Source organism: Streptomyces colwelliae (assembly GCF_048158785.1).
Lineage (GTDB): Bacteria > Actinomycetota > Actinomycetes > Streptomycetales > Streptomycetaceae > Streptomyces.
On the sequence record NZ_JBLTJC010000001.1, the window covers coordinates 41,796 to 67,564 of the forward strand.

Sequence of the window (25,769 nt, forward strand, 5' to 3'; positions counted from 1 at the left end):
CGGTGGCGCCGCTTCGTGCAAGTGCCTCTGCTGCTACTCCCGTTCGACGCTCACCGGCACCGCGTGCTGCCGCAGAACCGTCGCGTCCCGCTCCTCACCGACGAGTCGGATCGTCTCCCGCACCGGCGTGTCCAGGCTGGAGGAGCCCACCTCCAGCAGGATCTCGCCGGGCTCGACGACGCGCGTGCCGGCCAGGCCGGTGAACGCCAGCCGGTCGGTGTGGACATGGAAGCGGACCGTCGCCCGCTCGCCCGGTTCGAGGGCCACCTTGGCGAAGCCGAGCAGGGACCGCACCGGCCGGGTCACCTGGGCGACCGGATCGATCGCGTACAGCTGGACCGTCTCGGCACCCGCGACCGCCCCCGTGTTCCGCACCCGCGCGCCGACCGTGAACTCGCCGTCCACCGGCACCAGTTCACGGTCCACACCGAGCCCGTCGATCTCGAAAGTCGTGTACGACAGGCCGTGCCCGAAGGGGAACGCCGGTGACGGATCGAGGTTGGACAGCCAGCTCTGCCGGTCGCCGAGCGGCGCATGGAGGTAGGTGTACGGCTGGCCGCCGGGCGTGGTCGGGAGCTGCACGGGGAGTTTGCCGCTGAAGTTCGCCCGACCGGCGAGGAGTTGGGCCACGGCACGGCCGCCCTCCTCGCCCGGCAGGAAGACCTGCACCATGGCGGCGGCGGAGGACGCGAACCGGCCCACCGCGTACGGTCGGCCACTGCTCACGACCAGGACGACCGGCCGCCCGGTCGCCAGCACCGCCCCGACCAGCTCCTCCTGCACGCCCGGCAGACGCAGATCCTCCACGTCACAGCCCTCGCCCGAGGTGCCGATCCCGAACATGCCGGCCTTGTCACCGACGACCAGCACGGTGAGGTCGGCCGCGGTGGACGCCTCCACAGCGGCCGCGATGCCGGACCGGTCGGCCTCGCGGATCGGGCAGCCCTGCGCGAACTCCCACTCCACACCGGGCAGTTCGGCCGTCAGAGCATCGCGCAGGGAGACCGCCTCGACACCGTTGCCGAGGTCGTCGCGTTCGGCGAGCACGTGGTTGGGGAAGCTGTAGCAGCCGAACATGGTGCGTACGTCGTCGGCGCACGGGCCGATGAGCGCGATCCGGCCGGTCGCCGGGAGGGGCAGGACACCGTCGTTCGACAGCAGAACGGCACTCGACTGGGCCACGGCATGGGCGAGTTGGCGGCTCCGAGGCTTGTCCAGGTCCAGTTCGCCGGCGCGCAGGGCGGGCGGGCGCGGGTCCCAGTCGGCGTCGAGCAGTCCGAGTTCCACCTTCTGGCGCAGCACCCGGCGCACCGCCCGGTCCACGAACTCCTCGTCCACCAGGCCCTGTTCGACGGCGAGCACGAGGGCATCGCCGAAGCCGCGCTGATCGGGCAGCTCGACGTCCATCCCGGCCCTCAGGGCGAGCGCGCCCGCCTCGGGCAGGTCGGCCGCGACCCGGTGGGCGTTGACCAGGAAGGGCAGGGACCAGTAGTCGGAGACGACAGTCCCCTCGAAACCCCAGGCGTCGCGCAGGACTTCGGTCAGCAGCCAGCGGCTCGCGGCGGGCGCCTCGCCGTCGATGTCGGCGTACGAGTTCATGACCGACCGCACACCTGCCGCGACGAGTCGTTCAAACGGCGGGAGGATCACGTCGAAGAGCTCGCGGCGGCCCACGTGCACGGGGGCGTGGTTGCGGCCGCCCATCGAGGCGGAGTACCCGGCGAAGTGCTTGAGGGTCGCGTACACCCCGGCGCTCTGTAGGCCGGTGACATACGCCTCGGCCAACTCGCCCACCAGGTACGGGTCTTCGCCGTAGGTCTCCTCGCAGCGGCCCCAGCGGTAGTCACGGATGACGTCGACGACGGGGGAGAGGCCCTGGTGGACACCGGCCTCGGCCATGTCGGAGCCGATGGCCTCGCCCACCCTGCGGATCAGCGCGGGGTCGAAGGTGGCCGCCATGCCGAGCGAGGTGGGGTAGATGGTGGCACCGTAGGCCGTGAAGCCGGTGAGGCACTCGTCGTGGGCCATGGCCGGGATGTCGAACCTGCTCTGCGCCATCACCTGTCGCTGGTGCCGGTCCAGCAGGCGGGCGTGCTCAAGGGCGGGCCGGGGCAGGGTGCCGTAGGGGCGGGTGAGCTGGCCCAGACCGTGCCGGGCGGTCTCGTCGAGGTCGCCGACGCGGCCGAAGTGGTTGCTGCCCGGGGCCACTTCGGGACCGTCGGCCTCGATGTCCTCCCAGGTACTGCTCAACTGCGCGACCTTCTCCGGCACGGTGAGCCGGGCGAGCAGTGCCTCGACGCGTTCGGCGACGGGCAGGGCGGGGTCGGTCCAGGGGCGGTCGCTCTCCTCCTGGGGGAGGCCGCCGTGGTCGGGCATGGTGGTCGTCATTCACGACTCCTCGGTGTTGCGCGGGCACGCCGACGGGGCCGGGCGCACGGCCCGGCCGTCGTAACGGTGTGAACTGCCCGGTGGTGGGGGCTACTTGGAGAAACCGGCGGTGAGACCGGCGACGAGCTGACGGCGGGCCAGGATGAACAGGGCCAGCATCGGCAGGGTGGAGAGCACCACCGCGGCCATCGTGGACGGCACGTCGATGCCGAACTGGCCGCGGAACAAGGTCAGGGCCAGGGGCAGTACGGCCTTGTCGCCGCTCTGGGTCAGGATGAGGGGGAAGAGGAAGCCGTTCCAGACCTGGAGGCCGTCGTAGACGGCGACCGTCATCAGCGCCGGACGGGCCAGTGGCGCCGCGAGCGACCAGAGCATGCGCCAGTCACCGGCGCCGTCGACGATCATCGCCTCGAACAGCGAACGGGGCACGTCCCGCAGGAAACTGACCAGGATCATCACGGTGATCGGCAGTGCGAACGCCGCCGAGGGCAGGACGATCGCGAGCAGGCTGTCGTAGAGATGCATGCGGATGATCAGCAGGTACACCGGGATGATCACCGCTTGGAGCGGGATCGCCAGGCCCAGCAGGAACAGGCGGAAGGACACCCGGGAGAAGCGGGTGCCGGCGTTGCGGACGATGGAGAACGCGGCCATCAGCGCCACGGCGACGGCGATGACGACCGTGCCCGCCGTGACGACGACGCTGTTGATCAGATAGGTCGTGAAGTCGCTGTCCAGGACGGTCCGGTAGCTGTCGAGCGTCGGATGGCTGGGCAGGGCGAGGGGGCTGTCGGAGGTGAAGTCGGACTGGCTGCGGAGGCTGGTGACGACGAGCCAGTAGATGGGGACGACGACGATCGCCGTCCAGAAGAGCGTGGCACCGCTGGTGAGAGTGCGGCGGAGGATCCCGGGCACGGGGTTTCGCCGGACGGTCCTGGGTGGCACCGCCCGGTGGGTGGGGACGGTCTGCCGTCCGGTGGCGGTGCGGGTCTTGGTCACGGTGGTGCTCACATGCCCTCCTGCTGGCTGTCCATCCGGGTGAAGCCGGACAGGCGGGTGGTCAGCAGCGACAGGCCGAGGCCGAACACCACGAGAAGAGTGGCCACGGCGCTGGCCCGGCCCATGTCGTGGGCCTGGAAACCGGTGATGTACATGGAGAGGGGAAGGACCCGGGTGGCGGTGCCGGGCCCGCCGGTGCCGCCCGACAGGACGAAGATCAGGTCGAAGTAGGTGAGCGAGCCGACCAGCATGAGCGTGGTCGACGTGACGAACGTGTACTTCAGCTGCGGCAGCGTGATGTGCAGGAAGCGCGTCACCGGCCCGGCGCCGTCGAGCGCGGCGGCCTCGTACAGGGCGGTCGGGATCTGCCGTATCCCCGCCTGGTAGAGCAGGGCGTGGAACGGCACGAACTGCCAGGCGATCACGAAGATCACGGTGTACAGGGCGAGTTCGGGCGAACCGAGCAGCGGCTTGGCCAGCCAGTGCAGACCGGGCGTGGAGCCGATGCCGAAGGACGGGTCCAGCAGCGCCTGCCAGGTCAGGCCGATCGCCACGGCGGACAGCAGCAGCGGCAGGAAGAACAGCACCGCGAACAGGGCGCGCAGCCGGCCCTTGGGCGATTGGAACAGGCCGAGCGCCAGGGCGATCGGCGTCTGCACCAGCCAGCTGACCAGCATCACTTTGACGGTGAGCCACAGGGACTGCCAGGTGGCGCCGTCGGTGAGGACGGACGTCCAGTTGGTGACGCCCGCCCAGCCGACCGAGCCCAGGCCGTCCCAGCGGGCGACGCTGAGCGCCGCCACGCCGACCAGGGGGACGAAACCGAACAGACCGAAGAGGAGTAGGGCCGGGGCGGCCATGAGGAGGCCGCTCCCTCCTCTCCGGCGTGCGGGAGTGGTGGTGATGGTCACGACCCCGCCTTGCTCATGTTCACTCCGAACTCCGCGGGCGCGATCTGCCGCAGGAACGACTTGTCGGTGTTGGTCAGCAGCGGGTCGGCCTGGTCGGACGGCAGCGCCTGGTCCCACGAGAGCTGGAAGCTCGGGGCCTTGTCCACCAGGTCGTAGACGAACGTCAGCCACGCCTTGTCCGTGGACGACTTCACCGCGGCGAGCTTCGAGTCGAGGCCCTTGACCGGCGGGACGCTGCCGGAGGCGAGGTAGGCGTCGACCTGGGAGCCGTTGAGGACGTAGTCCTTAAGGTACGTCAGCGCCTCGGACTTGTTCTTGGACGACTTGTTCAGCGACAGGAAGTTCGACGGGTTGCCGACGATGTTCGTCGGGCTGCCGGCGCCGCCGGTCAGGGCCGGGAACGCGGTGTAGCCCAGCTCGCCCTTCTTCAGGAAGTCCGGCGCGGCCTTGGCTATGTTGGCGTACTCCCAGGTGCCCATCACCTCCATCGCGGCCTTGCCCGTGTAGAGCAGCGCGGTCGAGGCGCCCTGGTCGTAGCTGACGGAGGACGCGTTGTCCCCGAAGGCGCCGGCCTTGGCCAGGTCCTGGAGCTTCTGGTTGGCCTTGGTGACCGACGGGTCCTTCCAGGCGGCCGCGTCACCGGAGGCGATGTTGCTGAACACGCGGGAACCGCCGGTCCGGTCCAGCAGGTACTCCAGGTACATCAGCGTCGGCCACTTGGAGTTCGCCGCGAGGGACAGCGGGGTCACGCCCTTGCCCTTGAGCTTCTTCACGGCCGCGAGGAGGTCGTCGTACGTCTTCGGGGGCTGGACGCCCGCGTCGGACAGCACCTTCTTGTTGTAGTAGAGGACGACCGGGGCGAGGCCGTTGACGGGCACGCCGTAGACCTTGCCGTCGAAGGTCGCGCTCTGCATCACGCTGTCGGTGTACCGGTCCGCGTTCACGTCCGAGGCGTTCAGGACGTCGACCTTGCCGGCCTTGACGTAGTCGTTCAGGGCGCCGCCGCCCCAGTTGAAGAAGAGGTCCGGGGCCTGGTTCGCGCCGAAGGCCACGCGCAGCTTCTGCTTGTAGTCGTCGTTGGCGAACAGCCGCAGGGTGATCTTCGCGTCGGCGTGGTCCTTGTTGTAGGCGTCGACCGACTGCTTGAGGATCGTCTGGTCGTTGAGCGCCCACATCGTCAGGCCCTTCGACGAGGAGCTGCTCGACGGGCCCGAGGACCCGCAGGCGGCAAGGCCCGCGGCCGCGGCCAGGGTGACCGCGGCTGCGACGGCGCGTCGGATTCTCGGACTTCCGAGATGTCCGCTGACCGGGATTCCCCGCATGGTGTGCCTCTCTTCTTTCGGCATGCCGTAGGTGCGCAAGGCAGAGCGGAAACGGATACCGGACCGAAAGGCTTTCGGATGCCCCACCGCGGGTCGCCTGCCTGCTGGCCGGGACACTGACACGGAATTCACACCCAGGACAAGCACGGGAAATTCCTCGGTTACGAAAGACTTTCGTACACCGTCCAGGACGGGGTCCTACGGCGCCCCACACGTTCGGTGGCTGGTAGTCGCCGTCCGGGAAGCATCCCTTCCGCGGCTCACCGGATCGCTTGCTCCGGCTGACGGTGTGGGCGTTGAACGCGTAGGACCTGGCGAGTGCCGGGTGGACGATCGGCTGCTCGGGCAACTGGGGTGTCCGGCTGCCCAGTTGAACTTTCAGACCAGGTCCAGCTCCTTGGGGCTGGTGACGCGCCGCAAGGTGGGTGTCGAATACGGGCCGGTCGTCGGCATCGGGCGATATCGACGGCACCGGCGCCGCGGCCGCGGAGTTTCACACCTCCGCGACCAGCCCCTCGCCCCGAGCCGATCCCGCCGTACCACGGGTCGCTACCGTCCGAACGTCCGCGCGGGTGTTGGGATGGGGGCGGCAGAAAGGGACGGTCTTGGACGGCGACGGGGTTGGCGGGGCAGAGGCGGGCTCGACGGATCGGTTCGCGCTCGCGCGGCGGGCCGTGTCCGCGATCGGGTCGACGCTCGACGAACGCAGGACGGCGGCGGAGTGCGCGGGGTTCCTCGTTGATGGGCTGTGCGACGCGGCCGCCGTGGACCTGTTCGCGCAGGACGAGGCGCGCCCGGCGCCGCACGGCATGCTGCACCCGATGGCGGCCGAGGGCCGCAAGGAACTGCTGGACAGCCTGCGCACCGCGCCTCGCGAGGACGTCATGGTCCGGGCCCTGGACGCGGGCCACCCGATCACCACGTCGTTCACCACGAACGACCACGGCGTCCTGGCCGCCCTGTCCGTCCCACTCACCGCCTGGGGCAAGGCCTACGGCGCCCTCCTCGCGATCCGCGCCGGACGGACGTTCGGCGACGAGGAGGCCGCCGCCGTGCACTACGCGGCCCGGCTCACCGCGGCCCACCTGCACCACGCCGTCGAACACCACCGCCTGCGCACCACCGCCCTGAACCTGCAACAGGTCCTGCTCACCGAACCCAGCCGCCCCCACCCCAACGTCGAGATGGCCACCCGCTACCTGCCCGCGGGCAGCGGCACCCTCGTCGGCGGCGACTGGTTCGAGGCCGTACGCCTGCACTACGGCCGCACCCTCCTCGTCATCGGCGACGTCATGGGGCACGGCCTGGACGCGGCCGTCGACATGAACGCCTACCGCTCGATGCTGCGCTACGTCGCCTCCACCGATCTGCCGCCCCACCGCATCCTGCGTCAGATGGACACCGCCATGTCCGAGGAGCACAACCGCCGCCCCGCGACCTGCCTGCTCGCCCTCCTCGACCCGGACCGGGGCACCGCCGCCTTCTCCAGCGCGGGCCATCTGTCACCCGCCGTCTTCCACCGCGACGGCGCCGGCGAACTGATCCCCGTCCCCGTCGGCCCACCCCTCGGCACGGGCCTCGGCGACTACGAGATGACCACCCTCACCCTCAGCCCCGAGGACACCCTGGTCATGTTCACCGACGGGCTGGTCGAGCGGCGCGGCGAGGACATCGACGTCTCCCTCGCCCGTCTGTCCCGCCTCCGCCTGCACCCCGGCCAGGGTGTCTCCCGCCTCCTCGACGACATCGTGCTGCGCCTCCACGTCCAGGAGGCGGAGGACGACGTGGCCGCGATCGCCGCCCGACTCCGTCCGAGAAACCCCGCATAGGCGCGAAGCACCCGACCTTTTCGTACGGCTCTGTGTACCCGCGTCCGGCGCTGTTCGCGGTGAACTTCGCAAACGGGAAACAAGTCGGGCACCGGTGTCTCCGGACGGGCCGGCTCATGTGACCGCCAGCCGTCCCCCAAGGTTTGGCAACACCCGAGCAACGCCCGGATGTTGCCGGTCACGGCTTGGCCAACCCCTTCCCGCGCGTTGGCCGCAAATTCATCGCACGCCCCTGACACCCCATACCGAATGGGGCGGAGAGTGATCCGAGGTCTGGTCCACGAGATCCCTCGAAGCTCTTCAAGAAGGGGCAGTCATGGCCGAGTTGACACGTCGCAGACTCCTGGGTTCCGCCGCGGGCGCGGTGGGCGGCGCCGCGGCACTCTCCCTCCTCCCGCCGAGCGTCCAGAAAGCCGTCGCCGCCGAGCCGCCGAAGAACGGCTCGCTGCGCGACATCGAACACGTCGTCATGCTGATGCAGGAGAACCGGTCGTTCGACCACTACTTCGGCACCCTGTCCGGCGTTCGCGGATTCGCCGATCCGCACGCACGCAAACTCGACACCGGGCGCAGCGTCTTCTACCAGCCGGACGCCGTGAACCCGAAGGGCTACCTCCTCCCGTTCCACCTCGACACCCACACCTCCAGCGCGCAGGCCATCCCGTCCACCAGTCACGCCTGGTCGGTGCAGCACCAGGCCTGGAACAACGGCAAGATGGACCAGTGGCTGCCGGCCCATCGCGCCGCCGACGGTGTCAACGGCCCCTACGTGATGGGCTATTACACGCGCGAGGACATCCCGTTCCAGTTCGCGCTCGCCGAGACCTTCACCATCTGCGACAACTACTTCTGCTCGGTGTTCGGGCCCACCTGGCCCAACCGGCTGATGTGGATGACCGGTTCGATCGACCCGGGCGGGACGCAGGGCGGCCCGATCATCAGCAACGTCGCGCCGACTCCGTACCGTTGGACGACGTACGCGGAGCGCCTCCAGAACGCCGGCGTCAGCTGGAAGGTGTACCAGGAGGAGGACGACTACGGCACCAACATGCTGGAGCAGTTCGCCTCGTTCAAGAACGCGCAGCCCGGCTCCGACCTGTACGAGCGGGGCGTACGCCCGCAGCCGCACGGCACGTTCGAGGACGACGCCCGCAACGACCGGCTGCCGACGGTGTCGTGGATCTGCCCCACGAGCTACCAGTCGGAGCACCCGGACTACCTCCCGGCCGCCGGTGCCGACTACGTCGCGTCGAAGATCGAGGCGATCGCGTCGAACCCGAAGGTGTGGCGCAAGACCGCGTTCATCCTCAACTACGACGAGAACGACGGCCTGTTCGACCACGTCGTCCCGCCGACCCCGCCCGCGGGCACGAAGGACGAGTTCATCCAGGGCCTGCCGATCGGTGGCGGCTTCCGCGTGCCCGCGATCATCATCTCGCCCTGGACCGTGGGCGGTTGGGTCGCCTCGGAGGCCTTCGACCACACGTCGGCTCTACAGTTCCTGGAGCGGTTCACCGGCGTCGAGGAGCCGAACGTCACCGACTGGCGGCGTGACACCTTCGGCGACCTCACCTCCGCGTTCCGCTTCCGCGACGCCCGCCCGCGCTCGCCCCGGCTGCCCGACGACACGGCGGAACAGCTGGAGAAGGCGAAGGAGGAAGTGGCGACACTGCCGAAGCCCACGCTGCCGGGCGCGGACCAGAAGTTCCCGCACCAGGAGCGGGGCCGTCGCCCACACGTCTGACCGGACTGCCGCGACGGGCGGCCCTGGCCGGCGTCATCCGGTCAGGGCCGCCCCGCGCAGCTGAGGTGGTCCGCCTGGCGTGGCCGGGGCCGGAGAGCGCGATGCGCACCGGCAGCGTCTGGCCTGGACGGTTGTGTCGGGCGGTCTCGTCCGTTGCCAATCGGCCAGGACCACCCGCGTGGCTGAGGTGGTCGGCTCGGCGCAGCCGTTGCCGTAGCCGAACATCACGATGTGCACCAGCAGCGTCTGGCCTGGACCGTCGTGACGGGTGTCCTCGCCCGGTGTCATCCGGTCAGGGCCGTCCGTGCCGCCGACAGTGCCTGCTCGGCATAGCCACGGCCGAACTGCACCACATGCACCAGCAGCGGGAAGAGCTGGTGCAGGCCGATGCGGTCGGTCCAGCCCGGGGCGAGGGGTGCGGCCTCCTGATAGCCGTCCAGCACCTCGGACAGGTGCGGGCAGCCGAAGAGACGCAGCATGGCGAGATCGGTCTCCCGGTGCCCGCCGTGCGCGGCCGGGTCGATCAGCCGGACGTGTCCGTCGGCGCCCCAGAGCACGTTCCCGTTCCACAGGTCACCGTGGAGCCGCGCGGGCGGCTCGGCGGGACCGGCGAGTTGGGGCAACCGCTCGCAGACCTCCTCCACGACCGTCGCCTCGGCGGGCCGCAGGGTGCCCGCGTCGACCGCGCGGCGCAGATAGGGCAACACCCGTTGCCCGGCATACCAGTTGGGCCAGTCGGCAGCGGGCACGTTGCGCATCGGGGCGAGCCCGATGTACGCGTCGGTGGGACCGCCGGGCGGTGGTGCGCCGAACGCGGGCGCACCGGAGGCGTGCAGGGCGGCCAGGTCACGCCCGAACCGGACGGCCGCTCGCGCACTCGGCGGGCCGGTGTGGACGAGATCGGTCACCAGCCAGTGCTCGTCGAGCCCGCGTACGGCGGGGATACGGACCGTCCCGGCGTCCGCCAGCCAGCGCAGCCCCGCCGCCTCGGCCCGCACCGCACCCGGCGCTTCATCGCCCTTGACCACGACCAACTGCCCACCAGCGAGGGTGACTTCAGTGACCGCCCCGGACAGCGGACGCTCACCGGTCACCGCGCACCCGGTGAGCCGCGCCGCCGCGGCACCCGCGCTCTCGCCCCCGGTCACGGTGCCGGCGTACGAGCGGGAACCGAGCCGAGGTGCGCGCATGGCGAGGGGCAGAGCCCGGATTCGTGCAGCACCCGGTCGACCGTCCCGTCCAGCGGACTCGCCGCCGGGACCACCGTCTCGACGCCGCCGGGCAACAGGTTCAACGGCCGGTACCACTCCCGGAGTTGCTGCTCGGTGACCTCGTCCGCGATGGGCTTCGTGGCGTGCCGGGCCAGGGTCTCCTCGAACGGCACGTCGAGGTAGTAGCAGTGCGTACGGCCCGGATGGTCGGCGAGCAGACCGGCCAGCATCTCGCCGTAGTGGTCGACGTGGAGGATGCCTTCCAGGACGGTGTGGAAGCCGTGCGCCAGGGCGTGCCGGACGGTCAGGTCGATCAGGCCGATGTTCGCGCCGCCGGGGATGTCACGCTCGCGCAGCACCTCGCGGCGGAGGGTGTCCTGGCGCACCAGGGCGATACCGCGGCCGTACCGCTCGCGCAGACCGGTGGCCACCGAGCTCTTGCCGGAGGCGCTGTTGCCGCGCAGCACGATCAGCCGGGTGGGGGAGGAAGGCGTTGTCACCGGGGCACCCTATCCATCGTGTGGCACTGAGTGACCGGGTGGACGCAAAGTGCACCCTGAGGCCCTCCCGGTCTGCTTATATCGTGGGAAAATGGTGTGATAGCGGCGATTGGTGGCAGGGCCATGACGGACGCGGCGATCGACTACGCGGCGGTGTTCCAGGGGCTGCCCGGCATGGTGGCCCTGCTGACACCCGACCTGGTGTACGCGGACGCCAACGAGGAGTTCCTGCGCATGTCCGGCCGCACCCGCGAGCAGGTCGTCGGCCGCTTCCTCTTCGACGTCTTCCCCGACAACCCGAACGACCCCGCAGCCACCGGCATGCGCAACCTGGAGATCTCGCTGCGCCGCGTCCTGTCCACCGGGGAACGCGACACCATGGCCCTCCAGCGCTACGACGTCGAGTCGACGCGGTGCCCCGGCGAGTGGGAGCAGCGCTACTGGAGCCCGGTCAACGCCGCCGTGCTCGACCTGGACGGCAAGGTCGTCCTCCTCGTCCACCGGGTCGAGGAGGTCACCGAACTGATCCGGGCCCGCGGCACCTCCGGCAGCGGCCGCACCCGGGTACTGGAGGCCGAGCTGTACACCCGTGCCCGCGAACTCCAGGAGGTCAACGAACGCCTGCGCAGCGCCCACGCCCGCGAACGCGAGGTCGCCCTGGCCCTCCAGGAGGCGATGCTGCCCACCCGCCGCCAGAGCGCGAGCCACCAGATCGCCGTGCGCTACCGGCCCGCGGTCGGCTCCCTGAACGTCTGCGGCGACTGGTACGACGTGGTCGACCTGGTCCGCGGCAACCGCATAGGCGTCTCCGTCGGGGACGTCGTCGGCCACGGTCTGGCCGCCGCCGGCGTCATGGGCCAGCTGCGGAGCGCCCTGAGCGCCACCTCCCGGGTCGCGGACGGCCCGGCCGAGGCCCTGAACGTCCTCGGCCGCTACGCCAACGTGGTCGACGGCGCCGAGTCCGCCACGGTGGTCACGACCTTCGTCGACTTCGACCGGCACACCATCACGTACAGCAGCGCCGGACACCCACCGCCCGTCCTGGTCCACCCCGACGGCCGCGTGGAGTTCCTGGACCAGGCCACCGACCCGCCCCTCGACGCGCGTCCCGACCCGATGCCCAGGCCACAGGCCGAGACCATGTTCTCGCGCGGCTGCACCCTGGTCCTCTACACCGACGGCCTGATCGAACGCCGCCGCGAGGACATCGACACGGGCCTCGCCCGCCTCGCCGACTCCTTGGTCCGCCACCGGAACACCGACCCCGAAGCCCTCGCGGACGCCGTACTCCTCGAACTGCTCCCGCACGGGGGCGCCACCGACGACACGGCCCTGGTCATCGTGCGGCTCTGACCCGTCACACCACGATGCAGGTGATGGCGGCCCACAACAGGGGCGAGTGCTCGATACGGCCGTCCGCGCGCCAGCGGTCGAGCTGCTCGCGCTGCCACTGACCGAGGCTCCGCACGGGGTCCTCGTGTTCGTGGGCCGTGTCGACGGCGATGATCGCCTCCGACAACGGGCGTACAGACTCGGGCAGTTGGGCCAGTCGGTGGAACGCGAAGCTGGTCGGCAGGACCCAGCGGGTGGCGGTGACCAGTTCGGCGCCGTTGTGGAGCATCGCCGTCGCCAGGCCGAACGATTCGGCGAACCGCAGATCGCCGCCGCTCTCGCAGCCGATGAGGGCGACCCGGGGTGGCGCGGGCCAGATCCGCACGCCCGCCTCGCCGTCGGCGCGCAGCGGGAGCGAGCCCAGCAGGAGGTCCTTGGCCGACAGTGGCCGGTGGGTGCGGAGCGGTTCGGCCAGGCCGGAGGCGCCCGCGTCGCAGCACAGGTGCAGGCTGCCGTCCTCGCTCTGGCCGCCCGCGACCGGCGCACCGCTCACATGGCCGACGTACATCAGCCTGCGGGCACCCTTGCGGAGCACGCCGCTCAGCCAGTCCCGGTCCAGGTCCGTGCGGCGGAAGGCCTCCGCCGGGGTGGCGACGGACGGTACGACGGCGCCCGCGTCTAGGCGCGCCTGGACCAGCGCCATCAACTCCGGGTCGGAGCCGGGCGCTCCCAGGACCGAGCCGAGCGGGGAATCGGCGCGGAAGCCGGGGACGCGGGGGTCGAGGACGAGTACGACCGGCTGGGTGTCGGCGTCTGTCCCGATGTCCGTGGTCTGTGTTCCCGTCGGGGCCGCCGCCTCCCGTGGCCGCAACGACGCCGGCGCGGTGGTCACGACATCCGCCAGGTCGATGAGACGTACGTCGGTCCCGTCGTCGACGGCGAGCAGTTCCCAGGGGACCTGAGCGACCCGGGGCGAGGGCTGGATCCGTACGAGGGGACGGCCCGCCCGCTCCGCCACCTGGCGTATCTGCGCGGTCAGTTGCTCCGGCCACAGGGCCTCGGCCAGCGTTCGCGCGAGCCGTCGTTCGCTCCCGTGCTCGGCCAGCGCGCCCGAGTCGAACGCCCGCCGCATGCCCTCCGCGCCGTCGCCCGCTCCCGGCAGCGCGTCGCTCAACTCGCTTACCGCCTGGTCGACTTCGGTACCGGGCCCGTGGCCGGTGCCGAATCCCCGGGCTCCGCCCGCCCACGTCCAGGTCATGAACAGGTCGCCGGCGTCGGCCAGCCGGACCTGGACGACCGGGCGACTGGTCAGGTCGTCGGTGATCCAGAACGGCACCGCTTCCTCGTGCGCGATCCGCCGGTGATAGCGGAACTCGGCAGCTGCGATGAACTCCTGGAGCGCCACACGGCCCGGCCCCGACTGTGCCGACATCCGCACCTTCGGCGGCGGCGCGACCCGCAGGCCGACCGAGGCGGCGGCCTGCGCCGCGACACCGCCGAGCGTCATCGTGCCCTCGGTGTGCTCGTGGCTCGTGTACGACTTCATGGCCGCACTCGGGAAGACCGACGTGGAGTCTTCGGCCGGTACGGCGGCGGGCGGTGTCCGGTCCAGGGCCAACGAGGCGCCCGCACAACGGTGTTCCGCCAGTTCGAAGAGCAGGCCCTGGTCCTGTCGGCGGTTCGCGAGGCGGTACACCAACCGCATTGCATCGTCGGCGAGTTGGAGCCACTGGCTGCGGGCGTGGGCGGTCGTGAAGTCGTAGCGCGCCGCCTCCAGGGCCAGTGCGGCGGGCAGGGCGAAGGAGAGCGCGGTGTCGACGGACTCCCGCTCGCGGTCGCCGTGGTCCATCCGGTTCAGGTTGTCCTCGAGGGTCCGCGCGAGCATGAGGTCGACCTGAGCGCACCGCTCGTAGACCTCCCGCTCCTGGTACACGTCCCGGGCGTCTTGGGCCAGCCGCTTCATCTCGTCGATGTCGCCCCGGTCGTACGCGTGTTGGGCGCCCAGCAGCATGGAGTCGGCGGCGGCGATCGAGGCGCCGAGCCGTTCGAACCGGGACAGGCTAGCCGTCAGCAGGTCCTCCGCGCCGATGGCGTCGCCGCGCCGGCCGGCGAGAAAGGCGCGGGCCTGCTCGCAGACCGCCAGCTGGCCGAACCACCGCTGCTCCTCGAAGTACGCGGACGCCTCCGCGAACAGCCGCTCCGCCAGGTCGAGTTCACCCCGGTTCATCGCCGTGTACGCCCGGTGCGCGAGCAGTGTCCGCTGCGCACCGGAGTCGCCGATCGCCCGGAAGTGGTCCTCCGCGCGGGCGAAGTAGTCCTCGGCCGGGTCGAACCGCCCGGTGGAGGAGCAGATCAGTCCGAGGGCGACGAGGAGCCGCGGGACGGTCTCCACCGCGCTCGCCGGCGTGGTCGACAGCAGCGCCGACGCCTGGTCCTCGGCCGCTCCCCACTCGCCCCTGTCCATGAGCAGATGCACGCGGTTCAGGCCGAGTTCGGAGGTGCGCAGTCCGTCGGGGTCCTCGAACTCGGGCAGCCTGACCGCCGCCTCGTCGAGACAGGCCAGCGCCTCGTCCAGCCGTCCTGTCCTGCGCAGCAGGTCGGCCCGGGCGATCAGCGTCCGCAGCAGCATCTCCAGCCAGAGCTGACGGCCGCGCGGGCCCATCGGTGCGGAGGCGATGTCGTCGAGCAGGTCACGGGACCGCCTGTTGGCTTCTTCGGCCCCGGCCAGGTCGGTGGCGTCGAGTTGGACACTCGCGATGTTCTGGAGCAGATGCGCCCGCAGGAACCGCACGTCGGGCGAGTCGTCGAGGGACTCGGCCAGGGCGAGCAACTCCTCGTAGACGGCGACCGCGGCGGCGAGATCGGCGGCCAGTTGATGTTCTTCGGCCAGGGCGAGACCGCTGTCGAACGGCTCTCCGTAGAGCCGCGTCGCCTCGGCACTCTCCTCGCGCTCGTTCTCGTCCGGCATCCGTCAGTAGTCCTCATCGGTGGTGGTGGCGGCGATCTCGGCGAGGAACGGCCCGGAAGTGCCGTCGTTCGGCGGCGAGTTGGGCGCGAGGGGCTGTGCCGCTGTCGCGAGGCGCCGTCGGACCAGCGCGCGGACCGAGTCGCGGTCGGCGCCGCCCTCGGGCCCCGGCCCCGGGTCGAAACCGGGCAACAGCACGCCGAGTTCGATGCGCGGCTGCGTCTCTCCGGCGGGGAGGTCCAGATCCGCCCGGCCGGTCCACACGTCGACCCGCCTGGAGAGGGACACCCGGTTCCGGGGGCCGTCGTTCACCCGGACCTCCGCCGCGAGGGGTACGGCGGCGACGGGGGCCGTGATGTGGGCGACAACCTCGACCTCGATCTGCCGTCGTGCGCCGAGTGCGCGTGCGGTCCAGGCCACCGCGGTCTCGGAGGCGTCGACGAAGCCGGGCGGGTAGCGGCGCCAGTCGTTGGTCCCCGAGCCCCGCGCGATCAACCGGCCGCCCGTGACGAGCGGTTCGCCCGCGGCAAGGGCGTAGTCGTCGTGCCGTGCGAACAGCGCGACGGGATCGACCGGAGTGCCGTCCGGACGGGGCCGGGCCAGGAAAGACCGGAGGTGGCGCAGGGCTTCCGAGTCCAACCCGGCGCTGTCCGCCGCGTCGTCGACCGACCGCAGGACGTGCTCCAGCCGGCGCGCGGTGTAGGTCGACGGCGGTATGGCGTGCCGCCACTGGATCAGCAGGGCGACAGCGTCTTGGTGTTCCTCGATCAACTCGGCCACGCAGTCGTCGGGTTGGTCACCGTCGTCGTCGAACAACTGCTGGCACTCGTGGGTGAGCGCGGCCAACTCCAGCCCGAGCACGTCCGGTTGGAGCGCGGGGATCCCGTCCAGGTGCGACGCCGGCCACCATCGCGCCGCCCAGTGCCCGAAGCCGAGCCGGGTGGCGCTGCCCGCGAGCGGCGTCATGTCCGCGGCCACCCGCAATTCGAGCAACTCGCCTACCGCGCAGGCGTGCACGGCGGCGGCGACGCGCTCGCCGTAGACCGCCCACAGCCACTGCTGCGCCCGCCCCACGTCGTGGATCTCGGCCATGGGCGGACCGGGGGCCGCGAGGACGGGCCAGGCGAGCACCGCTCCGGCGACGTCGAGAACCGCACGGGTGTAGTCCGGGGCGGCAAGAGCACCGGCCGTGATGACTTGGATCGTGCCGTCGTCGCCGCGCGCGACATGGACGTGGACCAGGGCCCCCGCCATCACGCGCTCCTCGACTCGGCCGCCTCGGCCACGGTGGCAGGTGGTGCCGCCGATGCCGTCAACGTCCGTAGCGCCGACCGGACTCGGGCCCGGTGGTCCATCATCACGGAGCGGGCGACCCCGTCGAGCACCGCCCAGGCCGACGCGGCGTCGGCGAGCGGCGCGTCACGGACGTCCCGCCCGTGCAACCGCACCCAGAGCCGCCGCATATAGGCGATCCAGGGCGTGCGGAGATCCTGGGCGAGGGCGTCCAGTACCCCGCCGTCCGGGTCAGGGCGGGGCGAGACGGTCATCCGACGGGCGCGCAGGACCGAAGCCTCCCTGCGCCAACGGCTGTTGACGGCCCGGTGCGCCGCGCTCCGCCCCGGCGCGGGCTCCTCGATGCCCAACGGGTCGAGGCCGACAGCGAGTTGACCGCCGAGGAGGACGGCGACGCGCAGGGTCTCGTCGTACAGACCGAGCGGAGCGCAGCTGCGGCCGACCTCCCGCCCGACGAGTTCCGGCACCGTGGGCAGTTCCTCGCGCCGAGCCGACGACTGGAGCACGACGAAGAGCCGCTCGAAGAGCGTGCGATCCAGCGGCGCGGGCAGCGTGGCCGTCGAGGCACCCCGGCCGACCTGCGGCCGCGGCGGCAACCGCCGTTCGGTCAGGCCGAGATGGGCCGGCAGATCGTCGCGCCCCCAGACCCCGCTCGCGTGCGTCCACAGGGCGCGGCCGAGCAGGCCGCCGTGTCCGGCCTCGACCATGGCCGTGTACGACGGTGAGTCCCTCGGCCCCTCCACCCCACCGCACGCCTCCAGAACCTCACCCGCCAACGCGACCGCAGCGGCCGTACCGGTGACCGGAGCCGACTGGCGACCCTCCCACGCGATGCCCAACTCCACCTCCAGCCGGGCGTGTTGGGCGGCATCCGTCAGATACCGCTTCAGCGCGTCGACCGTACGGCCGCCGTCCGCGCCCGCGACGTCTTCGACGACGGACCTGGCCAACGCGCCCGCGCCGGCGGCGGGTTCGCCATGTTCGGCGGCCAGTTCGAAGCACCGCTGGAAGTACAGATCCTGGGGATTGCCCGCGACGACGCCCAGCGCCCGGCGGGTCCGTTTGAGGAGCGTGAACCACTGGGCCGTAGCGACCAGCCGCGTCCCGGACTCCCGTATCAGCGCGTCGAGACGCTCGGCCGGCTCCGGCGCGAGGAAGTCCGTCGCGAGTTCGGGGTGCAGTCCCGGCCTGACGATCAACGGCAGCAGGATCAGCTTGACGGTCCGGGTCAGCGGGGCGCCACCGGGGCCGCTCAGCGATTCCAGTCCCGGCCCGAGGGCACGCCAAGCGCCGTCGATGACCATGGCGCGCGGACGGCGCTCGCCGGTCGGCTGGCTGGGAAGCGGCATGTCAGGAGGGTACGTCGTCCGAGATCGGGCGGGCGAACCTGGGATCGGTAGGCGATCGGGGCCGCCTAGCGTCCACGGGGACAGCGGGAACCACGGGAATCCACCCCGACCAGAAGGAGCAGCCGTCATGGGAATCTTCGGGCGTCGCAAGAGCCGCGAGGAGCGGGCCGCCGAGATCGCGGGCCAGGTGGCCAGCGGCAAGGGCTTCTACGGACGTACGACTCGCGCGTTCCTCGGCAACGAGGACTTCGCCAGGGTCCAGCAGTCGATCGGCGCGTACAACTCGGGCCTCGGAGTGCAGCAGTTGCTCGCGGCGGGAGCGCCGACCACGACCGCCGTGGTCGTGTCGATCGCCGACACCGGCCAACTGGTCAACCACGACCCGGTGGTCGACCTGGTCGTCCAGCCGACCGGGGGCACCGACCGGATCGCCCTGCGGACCGTCGTCTCGAAGCTCCGCATCCCCCGCACCGGCGACCAGGTGCTGCTGGTGGCCGACCCGGCCAACCCCGGCGGCTACCTCTACGCCGGGGACGGCGTGGCACCGTGACTCGGTCCCCGTTCTCCGAAGTGCCGCTGACCGATTCCACGATGCTCTCCTTCGACGGCCGCGTGCTGGAGGTGTTCGGCGAGATCGACGCCGGCCGCTACCACATCCGGGAGGAGCCCCGTCTGGAGTTCCGCCCCGGCCGAAGCCGCATGCTGGTGATCCGCACCCGACCGAACAGACGACGCCAGACCGTCTTCTACGACCCGTCCCGCCGCGCTGGCCTGCAAGCTCTGGCGGAGCGGCTGGAGTTGCTGGAGCAGAGCGGGCCAGAGGGCTCGGAGACCTGACATGAGCGACGGCGGAGCCCGTCCCGAGCCGGTGCGGATGCGGCTGGTCGATCATGTCGGCCCGGGGGATGCCGTGTTCTTGTACGCCATCTCCGCCGTGCTGGCTCTGTGCGGCCCGGTCATGCTGGGCTTCGCCCTCTTCACCGGCGCGGACCTCATGATCGTGGGCGTTGTGTTCACGGTGGTCTTCGTTCCCGTGGGCCTGGGGTTCTGGGGTAACACGGTCGTCGAGAGGGAGCAGAACCGGCGATTGGACGCCGTGGGGGTTCCGGCGACCGCGGAGATCACCGACCTGACCGACTTCGAGTCGGACGGGGAGAGTTCCGGCGTCGAGGTCGGACTGCGTGTCAGCGGGCCTGGGCTGCGGACGTTCGAGACGACCTGGAGACGTACACACCATCCCGCCCTGCGCGTGGGACGCAGGCTCGCGGCCGTGGTGGACCTGTCCGGCGGGCGGTTCCGCGTCGAACTGTGAGCGAGTGCGAAGAGCGGGTGCACAGGTAGGCGGGTGTGCAGATAGAGATCGAGTGCCTGGAGGAGAAGGGGTCATGCGCAGTCATACGAGTGTGTTCGTGGGCAATCTGGTGTTCGTCGCGGTCTGTCTTTCCGCTGCGCCGTTCTTCCTCTTGGTCGGGTTCTCCGCCTGGAGCGACCATCCCGGCTGGGACTGGCCGGCGATGATGATCGCGCTCGGGCTGGGCGGCACGGTCATGATTCCCGTCGTGGCGGTCACCGCAACGCGCCAGGCGTTTCCCCGGATCACGCGCAGGGACCGCGTGAAGGGCGGGAACCTCCCGTGTCCGGACGACACCTTCGTGATGTGGGCGCCACGATCCGAACAGGGCCCGGCACAGGCGCAGTTGGTACGGGCGGACGTACTGGAGGCGTCATTGGTCCGGTACAACCCTGACGGCGAGTCGACCTTCACGACCCACTACGGCAACTACACGCCCGACGAGTTCACGCCGCTGATCAGGCTCCGGCTGCGGGTGCACGACGCCGACGGGACCGGCGGGTTCGAGGTGACGGGGGAGTGGCGGGTGCCGTCCCTGTGTCTGTCGGCGATCACGGCGGGACGCCTGGTCGTCCTCGTCGACGCCTCGGCCGCTCCGGGGGCGCAGCGGACGGTCACGCCCCACTGGCCGCGCAGCAACCTGCTCGCCGGCACGAGGACCTACCGGGTGATCGATCTCGAGGGCCGAACGACCGACGTGACAAGGCGAGTTGGCCGCCAGCTCCAGCAGATGCGGATCTCGCGGGAGGTCGGAGGCGTCGCCATGACCGGCGACACGGTCGACCTCCGGCGCCTGGACCCGCACACGGCCACACGCTACGCCGCCCTGGCCGACCGGGACCGCGCCGTCCCCGAGGAACAGGCCCCGGTGAGTGAACCGGGCGAGGAAGCGCGCCGGCTCGCCGACCAACTCCCGGGCGAGAAGGCCGCGTTCGGCTCGGTCGGCGGACGCTGGTCGCGTCGAGGCGGTGTTCTGGTGCGTGGCCGCTTCCTGGAGATGCGCGCACGGACCACCTTCCAGGACCACGGCCCCGTCCTCGACACGGTCCTGCGCGTCCAACCGGCGGACGGCACACCCCCGTTCGACGCCGCCCGGCGACTGACGGTACCGATGGACTACCTGACGGTCCTCCACCGCACCAAGGAGGTCGTCCTCACCGTCAGCCCGAACGGCGTCTCGTACGACGTCGACTGGGGTCGCACCAGCCTCCTCGCGGGTATCACCGCGGCCAAGGTCATCACCCCGGACGGCCGTGAACTCCTTCTGACGGAACGGCCCGACACGGTCTGGGCCCTGATGAACCTGCTGGCCGCCCACGGCCTCTCGAACCCGGGCCCCGTCCTCGATCTGCGCAAGCCCCGGATGAGAGCGGCGGCGGGCATCCTGATGGACGTCTGTGCATGATGTGCGCTGTGGATGGTGAGAACGGACAGCGACAGACCAGAACGGGCCGGCCGCCCGCGACCTCGCGGGCCGCACTGGAGCAGGTGGGCTTCGAGCTGTTCGCACGGCAGGGGTTCGACCGGACGACCGTCGACGACATCGCCACCGCGGCAGGCATCGGCCGTCGTACCTTCTTCCGCTACTTCGCCTCCAAGAACGACCTGGTGTGGGGCGACTTCGAGGCCGAACTGGTCAAGCTCGACGGCCTGTTGGCGGCGGCCGACGCGGCCGTCCCGATGATGGACGCGCTGCGTGGCGCGGTCGTCGAGTTCAATCGCTTCGACCCTGCGGCGGTGCCCTGGCACCGGCAGCGCATGGCGCTCATCCTGCGGGTCCCGACGTTGCAGGCCGACTCGACCGTGCGCTACGCCTCGTGGCGGACACTGGTCACGGAGTTCGCCGCACGGCGCACGGGCGGGGTGTCCTCGGACCTGCTGCCCCGGTTGATCGGCCACACCGTCCTCGCCGCGTGCGTCGCCGCGTACGAACACTGGCTGGCGGACGAACAGGCGGTCCTGGGCGATCTGTTGGACCAGGGTCTGCGACAACTCGCGGCCGGCTTCGACGGCCCCGCCCCGGCCCTTCCCTGAACCGGGTCACGGCAGGTCACGGCGCATGGCGTCGGCGACGAGTTCGCCGACGAGGACGGCGGTGGCCGCGGGGCCGCGCAACGGCGGAGTCGGCAGGATCGACGTGTCCGCGACGCGCAGCCCGACGACGCCGTGCACGCGCCCGTAGGGGTCGACGGCCGATCCCGGATCGTCGGCGGGGCCCATGGGAACCGTGCCGCAGGTGTGGTGCGAGGTGCCGAGGTGCGTCTCGCACCATCGGTCGAGCATCCGGTCGTCCGCCAGTACCTCCGGCCCTGGCTCCAGGAGCCCGCGGGACACCTCCTCGAACGCGTCGGTGGAGATCAACGCGGCGGTGGCGCGGGCGACTTCGCGCAGGCGCCGGCGGTCCTCGGGGGTCGCCAGGTAGCCGTAGTCGATCCTCGGGGGAGTGGCCGCGTCCACGGAACACGTGCGCAGCCGGCCGCTGAGCCGGGGCGACTGGACGGCCGCCAGAAACGCGAGCGGTGCGCCGGGCACGGTCATCGTTCCGCCGACCAGGCCGGCCATGGGGACGAGTGACTGGAGGATCTCCAGATCGCCGGGGTGGTCGCCGTCCGACGAGGACAGGTGGAGGCAGCCGCCGAGCCAGGAGTCCGCGGGTCCGGGCATCGGCAGCCGGGGCCGCCACTCCAGCACCAGCTGCGGATGGTCGCCGAACCGGGCTCCTACGGCGGGGGAGTTCACGGCCACCGCAATGCCCAGGCGCCGCAACTCGTCGCCAGGTCCGATGCCCGACAGATGCAGCAGCTGGGGGGAGCGGAACGCCCCGGCGCACAGCACGACCTCACCGCACTCCAGAGTCGTACGACGCCCGTCACGCTCGACGATCACGCCGGTCGCCCGGCCTCGCTCGATGACGACTCCGGTCATCGAACTGCCGCCCTCCACGGTGAGGTTGGGGCGGTCGAGTGCGTCCAGCAGATAGCCGACACCGGTGTTGACGCGTATCCCGTCCACGGAGTTGGACGGCACGGGCCCGAACCCGGGAGCCCCCTGGGCGTTCTTGTCGGGCTCCTCGGGATACCCCGACTCCCGCGCTGCCGACCGGAACGCCACGGCGGCAGGGTGCCGTAGACCCGCCCGCCGGATCCGCACCGGACCCCCGTCACCGTGCACCTCGTCGGCGCCGTGGTCGAGATCGGACTCCAGCGAGCGCAGCAACGGAAGCACCCGGTCGTACGACCAGGCGGCGCCCCCTACGGCCGACCAGCGCTCGAAGTCCGCGCGCCGAGCCCGTACGAAGTAGCCGCCGTTGACCGTGGTCGACCCACCGAGAAAGCGCCCCCGCACGACCGTGTACGGCCGCCGCGGCGTGAGACGGACCGCGTACGGCTGGACGGCGGGATGCCCGGGCTGCGCGCCCGGGACGAAGCGCGCGTCCAGCAACTCCGTTGCGAAGGCCGCCTGTTGACGCGGCACGGGACCCGCCTCCAGCACCAGCACGGTGCGGTCGGAGTCCTCGCTGAGCCGTGCGGCGAGCGGCGCGCCGCTGCCTCCCGCCCCCACGACGACGACATCCGGGCGGCTCAACCGGAGCCCGGAACCGGTGTGGACCGATCGGTCGAAAGAATCATGGCCGCTCCCTCTTCACTTTCGGCACCGAGTGCCATTACTGTCGACCGCGCAGTCGCCCGGATGCCCAGCCGGATGCCCAGGGAGAGTCGCATGAACGAGCTCCAGTCCCCACCGACCGTCCCGGCCAACGAGAACCAGGCCGAAGAACCCGTCACGGAACAGCAGTTGATCGAGGCCGACGACCTCATCGAGGAGATCTCCATCGACGGTATGTGCGGTGTCTACTAGGCCGCCCGCGTGACCGCGCCGGCCCTCGACCGCGCCCTCGGTCTGCACCCCCAGGTCTCGGTGCGACCGGAACCGTTCGGCGCGCTCCTCTACCACTTCGGGACCCGCAGACTGACGTTCCTCAAGGACCGCAGACTGCTCGCCGTCGTCGAGTTGCTCGCGGACGCCCCCACGGCCCGTGACGCCTGCCTGGCGGCCGGCGTCGAGGAGGCCGAACTGCCGCGCTACGGCAAGGCGTTGGCCGCGCTCGCCGAGTCGTCGATGCTCGTCGGAAGGACCTCATGACCGCCACAGCCGGCACCACACGGCTGGTCGACTTCTTCGAGTCCGGACTCGACGCGCCGATCTGCCTCACCTGGGAACTGACCTACGCCTGCAACCTGGCCTGCACCCACTGCCTCTCCAGCTCCGGCCGCCGCGACCCGCGCGAGCTGACCACCGCCGAAGCCAAGGCGGTCATCGATGAGTTGGAGGCCATGCAGGTCTTCTACGTCAACATCGGCGGCGGAGAGCCCACTGTCCGCGCCGACTTCTGGGAACTCCTCGACTACGCCACCGCCCACCACGTCGGCGTGAAGTTCTCCACCAACGGGGTCCGCATCACGCCCGAGGCGGCTCGACGGCTCGCCGCCAACGACTACGTGGACGTCCAGATCTCCCTCGACGGCGCGACCGCCGACGTCAACGACGCGGTACGCGGCGTCGGTTCGTACGCGACGGCGCTGCGGGCGATGGAGAACCTCGCCGCCGCCGACATGCGCAACTTCAAGCTCTCCGTGGTCTGCACCCGCCACAACATCCCCCAACTGGACGAGTTCAAGGACCTCGCCGACCACTACGGCGCCCAACTCCGTCTGACCCGGCTGCGCCCCTCCGGTCGCGGAGCCGACGTCTGGGACGACCTCCACCCGACCGCGGCACAGCAACGCGAGCTGTACGACTGGCTGTTGGCCCACGGCGACAAGGTCCTGACCGGAGACTCCTTCTTCCACCTCTCCGCCTACGGCGAAGCGCTCCCCGGCCTCAACCTGTGCGGTGCCGGACGGGTCGTCTGCCTGATCGACCCGGTCGGCGACGTCTACGCCTGCCCCTTCGCCATCCACGACGAGTTCCTCGCCGGCAACGTCCGCGCACCCGGCGGCTTCACCGAGGTGTGGCGCGGCTCGGAACTGTTCGCGCGACTGCGCACCCCGCAGCACGGCGGAGCCTGCGCGTCCTGCGCGTTCTACGACACCTGCAAGGGCGGCTGCATGGCCGCCAAGTTCTTCACCGGACTGCCCTTGGACGGCCCCGACCCCGAGTGCGTGCAGGGGTACGGCGAACAGCAGCTCGCCAAGCGTGCCGAGGGCGGTGCGGACCTCCCCAAGCCGTCCGCCGACCACTCCCGGCGACGACCTGTGGACCTCGTCCTCACCCGACGCCGGGACCTGGAACGGCCCCCGGTCGGCGCGTGCGCCGAGGACCCCTTGGCCGGACTGCGCCTCGGCCGGCCGTAGCGGAAGAGTTCAGACGAAGGGACGCGGCACATGGGCAGGAACCCCTGGTTCGAGACGGTCGCCGAAGCACAGCGCCGGGCGAAGAGACGCCTGCCGAGCACGGTGTACGGAGCGCTCGTCGCGGGCTCGGAGCGCGGTCGTACGATCGACGCCAACACGGCCGCGTTCGCCGAACTGGGCTTCGCGCCCAGGGTCGTCGGCCACCACGCGGAGCGCGACCTGTCCACGACCGTGCTCGGGGTACCCACCTCGCTCCCGGTGCTCATCTCGCCGACCGGTGTGCAGGCCGTGGACCCCGAGGGCGAGGTCGCCGTCGCCCGGGCGGCGGCGAGCAGGGGTGTCGTCATGGGCCTGAGTTCCTTTGCGAGCAAGCCGGTCGAGGAAGTCGCCGCCGCTCAGCCGGACTTCTTCTACCAGCTGTACTGGAGCGGCACGCGGGCGACGATGACGCAGCGCATGGACCGGGCCAGGGAGGCCGGTGCCAAGGCGCTCATCGTCACTCTCGACTGGTCCTTCTCCCACGGCCGGGACTGGGGGAGCCCGAGCATCCCGGACAAGCTCGACCTGAAGACCATGCTGAGGTTCGCGCCCGACGTGCTGCCCCACCCCGGCTGGCTGCTCCGGTTCGCCAAGTCCCGCCGCCTGCCCGACCTTTCGGTCCCCAACCTGCGGCCCCCGGGCGGCGAGGCACCCACCTTCTTCGGCGCCTACGGCGAGTGGATGCAGACCACACCCCCGACCTGGGAGGACGTGGCGTGGCTGCGCAAGGAGTGGGGAGGGCCCTTCCTGCTCAAGGGAGTCACCCGTGTCGACGACGCCAGGCGGGCCGTCGACGCCGGAGTGTCCGCCCTGTCCGTCTCCAACCACGGCGGCAACAACCTCGACACCACCCCCGCCACCATCCGGGTCCTCCCGGCGATAGCGGACGCGGTCGGCGCGCAGATCGAAGTGCTCCTCGACGGCGGTGTGCGGCGGGGCGGAGACGTGGCCAAGGCCCTCGCGCTGGGCGCCCGCGCCGTCCTGATCGGGCGCGCCTATCTCTGGGGCCTGGCGGCGAACGGACAGGCCGGCGTCGAGAACGTCCTGGACATCCTGCGCAGCGGTCTCGACTCGGCGGTGCTGGGCCTCGGACATTCCTCCGTCCACGAGTTGACGCCCGACGACCTGGTCGTACCCCCGGGCTTCCCCCTCGTCCTGGGCCGCGACGCCCCGGCCGCCTGA

22 protein-coding genes are annotated in these 25,769 nt (G+C 71.1%); 12 read left to right on the forward strand and 10 right to left on the reverse strand.

Translation table 11 applies throughout. The features are described from left to right. Window positions 1-33: 33 nt before the first annotated feature. From ACNFOC_RS00180 to ACNFOC_RS00195, 4 genes are all read right to left on the reverse strand, one after another. The gene (locus tag ACNFOC_RS00180; RefSeq protein ID WP_416955269.1) at window positions 34-2,388 is read right to left on the reverse strand and encodes a glycoside hydrolase family 3 N-terminal domain-containing protein; all 2,355 of its coding nucleotides are present in this window, start codon (window positions 2,386-2,388) and stop codon (window positions 34-36) included. Between the two features lie 90 nt (window positions 2,389-2,478). Further along, entirely contained in the window at window positions 2,479-3,399 is a 921-nt protein-coding gene (locus ACNFOC_RS00185) for a carbohydrate ABC transporter permease (protein WP_416955271.1), read from the reverse strand. Continuing rightward, window positions 3,396-4,247, reverse strand: coding sequence for a carbohydrate ABC transporter permease (locus ACNFOC_RS00190; protein WP_416955417.1), 852 nt, complete (start codon window positions 4,245-4,247; stop codon window positions 3,396-3,398). Before ACNFOC_RS00190 ends, ACNFOC_RS00185 begins: the two co-directional genes overlap by 4 nt. Window positions 4,248-4,294: 47 nt before the next feature. Then, on the reverse strand, window positions 4,295-5,620 hold the full coding sequence (locus ACNFOC_RS00195; protein ID WP_416955273.1) for an extracellular solute-binding protein: 1,326 nt from the start codon (window positions 5,618-5,620) through the stop codon (window positions 4,295-4,297). A 605-nt stretch (window positions 5,621-6,225) separates the two neighbouring features. Here ACNFOC_RS00195 and ACNFOC_RS00200 point away from each other — a divergent pair. Both ACNFOC_RS00200 and ACNFOC_RS00205 read left to right on the forward strand, forming a co-directional pair. Further along, window positions 6,226-7,449, forward strand: coding sequence for a PP2C family protein-serine/threonine phosphatase (locus ACNFOC_RS00200; protein ID WP_416955275.1), 1,224 nt, complete (start codon window positions 6,226-6,228; stop codon window positions 7,447-7,449). A 316-nt stretch (window positions 7,450-7,765) separates the two neighbouring features. Beyond that, window positions 7,766-9,193 carry an alkaline phosphatase family protein gene (locus ACNFOC_RS00205; protein ID WP_406118774.1) on the forward strand — a complete coding sequence of 476 codons (1,428 nt, stop codon included), beginning with the start codon at window positions 7,766-7,768 and terminating at the stop codon, window positions 9,191-9,193. 284 nt (window positions 9,194-9,477) lie between these two features. On the opposite strand, the gene ACNFOC_RS00210 is transcribed toward ACNFOC_RS00205, so the two are convergent. Both ACNFOC_RS00210 and ACNFOC_RS00215 read right to left on the reverse strand, forming a co-directional pair. After that, complete coding sequence (locus tag ACNFOC_RS00210) at window positions 9,478-10,383, reverse strand: fructosamine kinase family protein (protein WP_416955277.1); 906 nt, start codon at window positions 10,381-10,383, stop codon at window positions 9,478-9,480. Continuing rightward, complete coding sequence (locus ACNFOC_RS00215; RefSeq protein WP_416955279.1) at window positions 10,338-10,904, reverse strand: AAA family ATPase; 567 nt, start codon at window positions 10,902-10,904, stop codon at window positions 10,338-10,340. The genes ACNFOC_RS00210 and ACNFOC_RS00215 overlap by 46 nt, the downstream gene beginning before the upstream one ends. 123 nt (window positions 10,905-11,027) lie before the next feature. Between ACNFOC_RS00215 and ACNFOC_RS00220 the strand changes: the two genes are divergently transcribed. Beyond that, window positions 11,028-12,257 (forward strand): PP2C family protein-serine/threonine phosphatase, encoded by a 1,230-nt coding sequence (locus ACNFOC_RS00220; protein WP_416955281.1) that lies wholly within the window; start codon window positions 11,028-11,030, stop codon window positions 12,255-12,257. A gap of 4 nt (window positions 12,258-12,261) precedes the next feature. On the opposite strand, the gene ACNFOC_RS00225 is transcribed toward ACNFOC_RS00220, so the two are convergent. From ACNFOC_RS00225 to ACNFOC_RS00235, 3 genes are read right to left on the reverse strand one after another with little or no spacing between them, the layout of a single operon-like run. After that, complete coding sequence (locus ACNFOC_RS00225; protein ID WP_416955283.1) at window positions 12,262-15,204, reverse strand: hypothetical protein; 2,943 nt, start codon at window positions 15,202-15,204, stop codon at window positions 12,262-12,264. A 3-nt stretch (window positions 15,205-15,207) separates the two neighbouring features. After that, window positions 15,208-16,455 (reverse strand): hypothetical protein, encoded by a 1,248-nt coding sequence (locus tag ACNFOC_RS00230; RefSeq protein ID WP_416955285.1) that lies wholly within the window; start codon window positions 16,453-16,455, stop codon window positions 15,208-15,210. After that, on the reverse strand, window positions 16,455-17,843 hold the full coding sequence (locus tag ACNFOC_RS00235; protein ID WP_416955287.1) for a hypothetical protein: 1,389 nt from the start codon (window positions 17,841-17,843) through the stop codon (window positions 16,455-16,457). Before ACNFOC_RS00235 ends, ACNFOC_RS00230 begins: the two co-directional genes overlap by 1 nt. Before the next feature lie 127 nt (window positions 17,844-17,970). Here ACNFOC_RS00235 and ACNFOC_RS00240 point away from each other — a divergent pair, with 127 nt between their 5' ends. The 5 genes from ACNFOC_RS00240 (at window position 17,971) to mftR (ending at window position 21,228) form a co-directional block, all read left to right on the forward strand. Next, entirely contained in the window at window positions 17,971-18,393 is a 423-nt protein-coding gene (locus ACNFOC_RS00240) for a hypothetical protein (protein ID WP_416955289.1), read from the forward strand. Further along, window positions 18,390-18,680, forward strand: coding sequence for a hypothetical protein (locus ACNFOC_RS00245; RefSeq protein ID WP_416955291.1), 291 nt, complete (start codon window positions 18,390-18,392; stop codon window positions 18,678-18,680). The genes ACNFOC_RS00240 and ACNFOC_RS00245 overlap by 4 nt, the downstream gene beginning before the upstream one ends. Window position 18,681: 1 nt before the next feature. Further along, on the forward strand, window positions 18,682-19,155 hold the full coding sequence (locus ACNFOC_RS00250; RefSeq protein WP_416955293.1) for a hypothetical protein: 474 nt from the start codon (window positions 18,682-18,684) through the stop codon (window positions 19,153-19,155). 73 nt (window positions 19,156-19,228) lie between these two features. Further along, window positions 19,229-20,599 (forward strand): hypothetical protein, encoded by a 1,371-nt coding sequence (locus tag ACNFOC_RS00255; RefSeq protein ID WP_416955295.1) that lies wholly within the window; start codon window positions 19,229-19,231, stop codon window positions 20,597-20,599. A gap of 8 nt (window positions 20,600-20,607) precedes the next feature. Continuing rightward, on the forward strand, window positions 20,608-21,228 hold the full coding sequence (gene mftR, locus ACNFOC_RS00260; RefSeq protein WP_416955297.1) for a mycofactocin system transcriptional regulator MftR: 621 nt from the start codon (window positions 20,608-20,610) through the stop codon (window positions 21,226-21,228). Window positions 21,229-21,234: 6 nt separating this feature from the next. Here mftR and mftG read toward each other — a convergent pair whose 3' ends face one another. Further along, entirely contained in the window at window positions 21,235-22,779 is a 1,545-nt protein-coding gene (mftG, locus tag ACNFOC_RS00265) for a mycofactocin dehydrogenase MftG (RefSeq protein WP_416955299.1), read from the reverse strand. 135 nt (window positions 22,780-22,914) lie between these two features. Between mftG and mftA the strand changes: the two genes are divergently transcribed. From mftA to mftD, 4 genes are read left to right on the forward strand one after another with little or no spacing between them, the layout of a single operon-like run. Then, window positions 22,915-23,052 (forward strand): mycofactocin precursor MftA, encoded by a 138-nt coding sequence (mftA, locus tag ACNFOC_RS00270; RefSeq protein WP_365302456.1) that lies wholly within the window; start codon window positions 22,915-22,917, stop codon window positions 23,050-23,052. 9 nt (window positions 23,053-23,061) lie between these two features. Further along, window positions 23,062-23,337 carry a mycofactocin biosynthesis chaperone MftB gene (mftB, locus tag ACNFOC_RS00275; protein WP_416955301.1) on the forward strand — a complete coding sequence of 92 codons (276 nt, stop codon included), beginning with the start codon at window positions 23,062-23,064 and terminating at the stop codon, window positions 23,335-23,337. Next, entirely contained in the window at window positions 23,334-24,548 is a 1,215-nt protein-coding gene (gene mftC / locus ACNFOC_RS00280) for a mycofactocin radical SAM maturase (RefSeq protein ID WP_416955303.1), read from the forward strand. The genes mftB and mftC overlap by 4 nt, the downstream gene beginning before the upstream one ends. A gap of 30 nt (window positions 24,549-24,578) precedes the next feature. After that, a complete protein-coding gene (gene mftD, locus ACNFOC_RS00285; protein WP_416955305.1) occupies window positions 24,579-25,769 on the forward strand; it encodes a pre-mycofactocin synthase MftD in 1,191 nt (396 codons plus the stop codon).

What these genes read in the sequence shown, in the direction of transcription:
- ACNFOC_RS00210 (WP_416955277.1), bottom strand. Translation starts at nt 10,383, where the DNA reads ATGCGCGCACCTCGGCTCGGTTCCCGCTCGTACGCCGGCACCGTGACC.
- ACNFOC_RS00205 (WP_406118774.1), top strand. Translation starts at nt 7,766, where the DNA reads ATGGCCGAGTTGACACGTCGCAGACTCCTGGGTTCCGCCGCGGGCGCG.
- ACNFOC_RS00220 (WP_416955281.1), top strand. Translation starts at nt 11,028, where the DNA reads ATGACGGACGCGGCGATCGACTACGCGGCGGTGTTCCAGGGGCTGCCC.
- ACNFOC_RS00180 (WP_416955269.1), bottom strand. Translation starts at nt 2,388, where the DNA reads ATGACGACCACCATGCCCGACCACGGCGGCCTCCCCCAGGAGGAGAGC.
- ACNFOC_RS00225 (WP_416955283.1), bottom strand. Translation starts at nt 15,204, where the DNA reads ATGCCGGACGAGAACGAGCGCGAGGAGAGTGCCGAGGCGACGCGGCTC.
- ACNFOC_RS00250 (WP_416955293.1), top strand. Translation starts at nt 18,682, where the DNA reads ATGAGCGACGGCGGAGCCCGTCCCGAGCCGGTGCGGATGCGGCTGGTC.
- ACNFOC_RS00195 (WP_416955273.1), bottom strand. Translation starts at nt 5,620, where the DNA reads ATGCGGGGAATCCCGGTCAGCGGACATCTCGGAAGTCCGAGAATCCGA.
- mftD (WP_416955305.1), top strand. Translation starts at nt 24,579, where the DNA reads ATGGGCAGGAACCCCTGGTTCGAGACGGTCGCCGAAGCACAGCGCCGG.
- mftC (WP_416955303.1), top strand. Translation starts at nt 23,334, where the DNA reads ATGACCGCCACAGCCGGCACCACACGGCTGGTCGACTTCTTCGAGTCC.
- ACNFOC_RS00235 (WP_416955287.1), bottom strand. Translation starts at nt 17,843, where the DNA reads ATGCCGCTTCCCAGCCAGCCGACCGGCGAGCGCCGTCCGCGCGCCATG.
- ACNFOC_RS00230 (WP_416955285.1), bottom strand. Translation starts at nt 16,455, where the DNA reads ATGGCGGGGGCCCTGGTCCACGTCCATGTCGCGCGCGGCGACGACGGC.
- ACNFOC_RS00190 (WP_416955417.1), bottom strand. Translation starts at nt 4,247, where the DNA reads ATGGCCGCCCCGGCCCTACTCCTCTTCGGTCTGTTCGGTTTCGTCCCC.
- ACNFOC_RS00255 (WP_416955295.1), top strand. Translation starts at nt 19,229, where the DNA reads ATGCGCAGTCATACGAGTGTGTTCGTGGGCAATCTGGTGTTCGTCGCG.
- ACNFOC_RS00240 (WP_416955289.1), top strand. Translation starts at nt 17,971, where the DNA reads ATGGGAATCTTCGGGCGTCGCAAGAGCCGCGAGGAGCGGGCCGCCGAG.
- mftA (WP_365302456.1), top strand. Translation starts at nt 22,915, where the DNA reads ATGAACGAGCTCCAGTCCCCACCGACCGTCCCGGCCAACGAGAACCAG.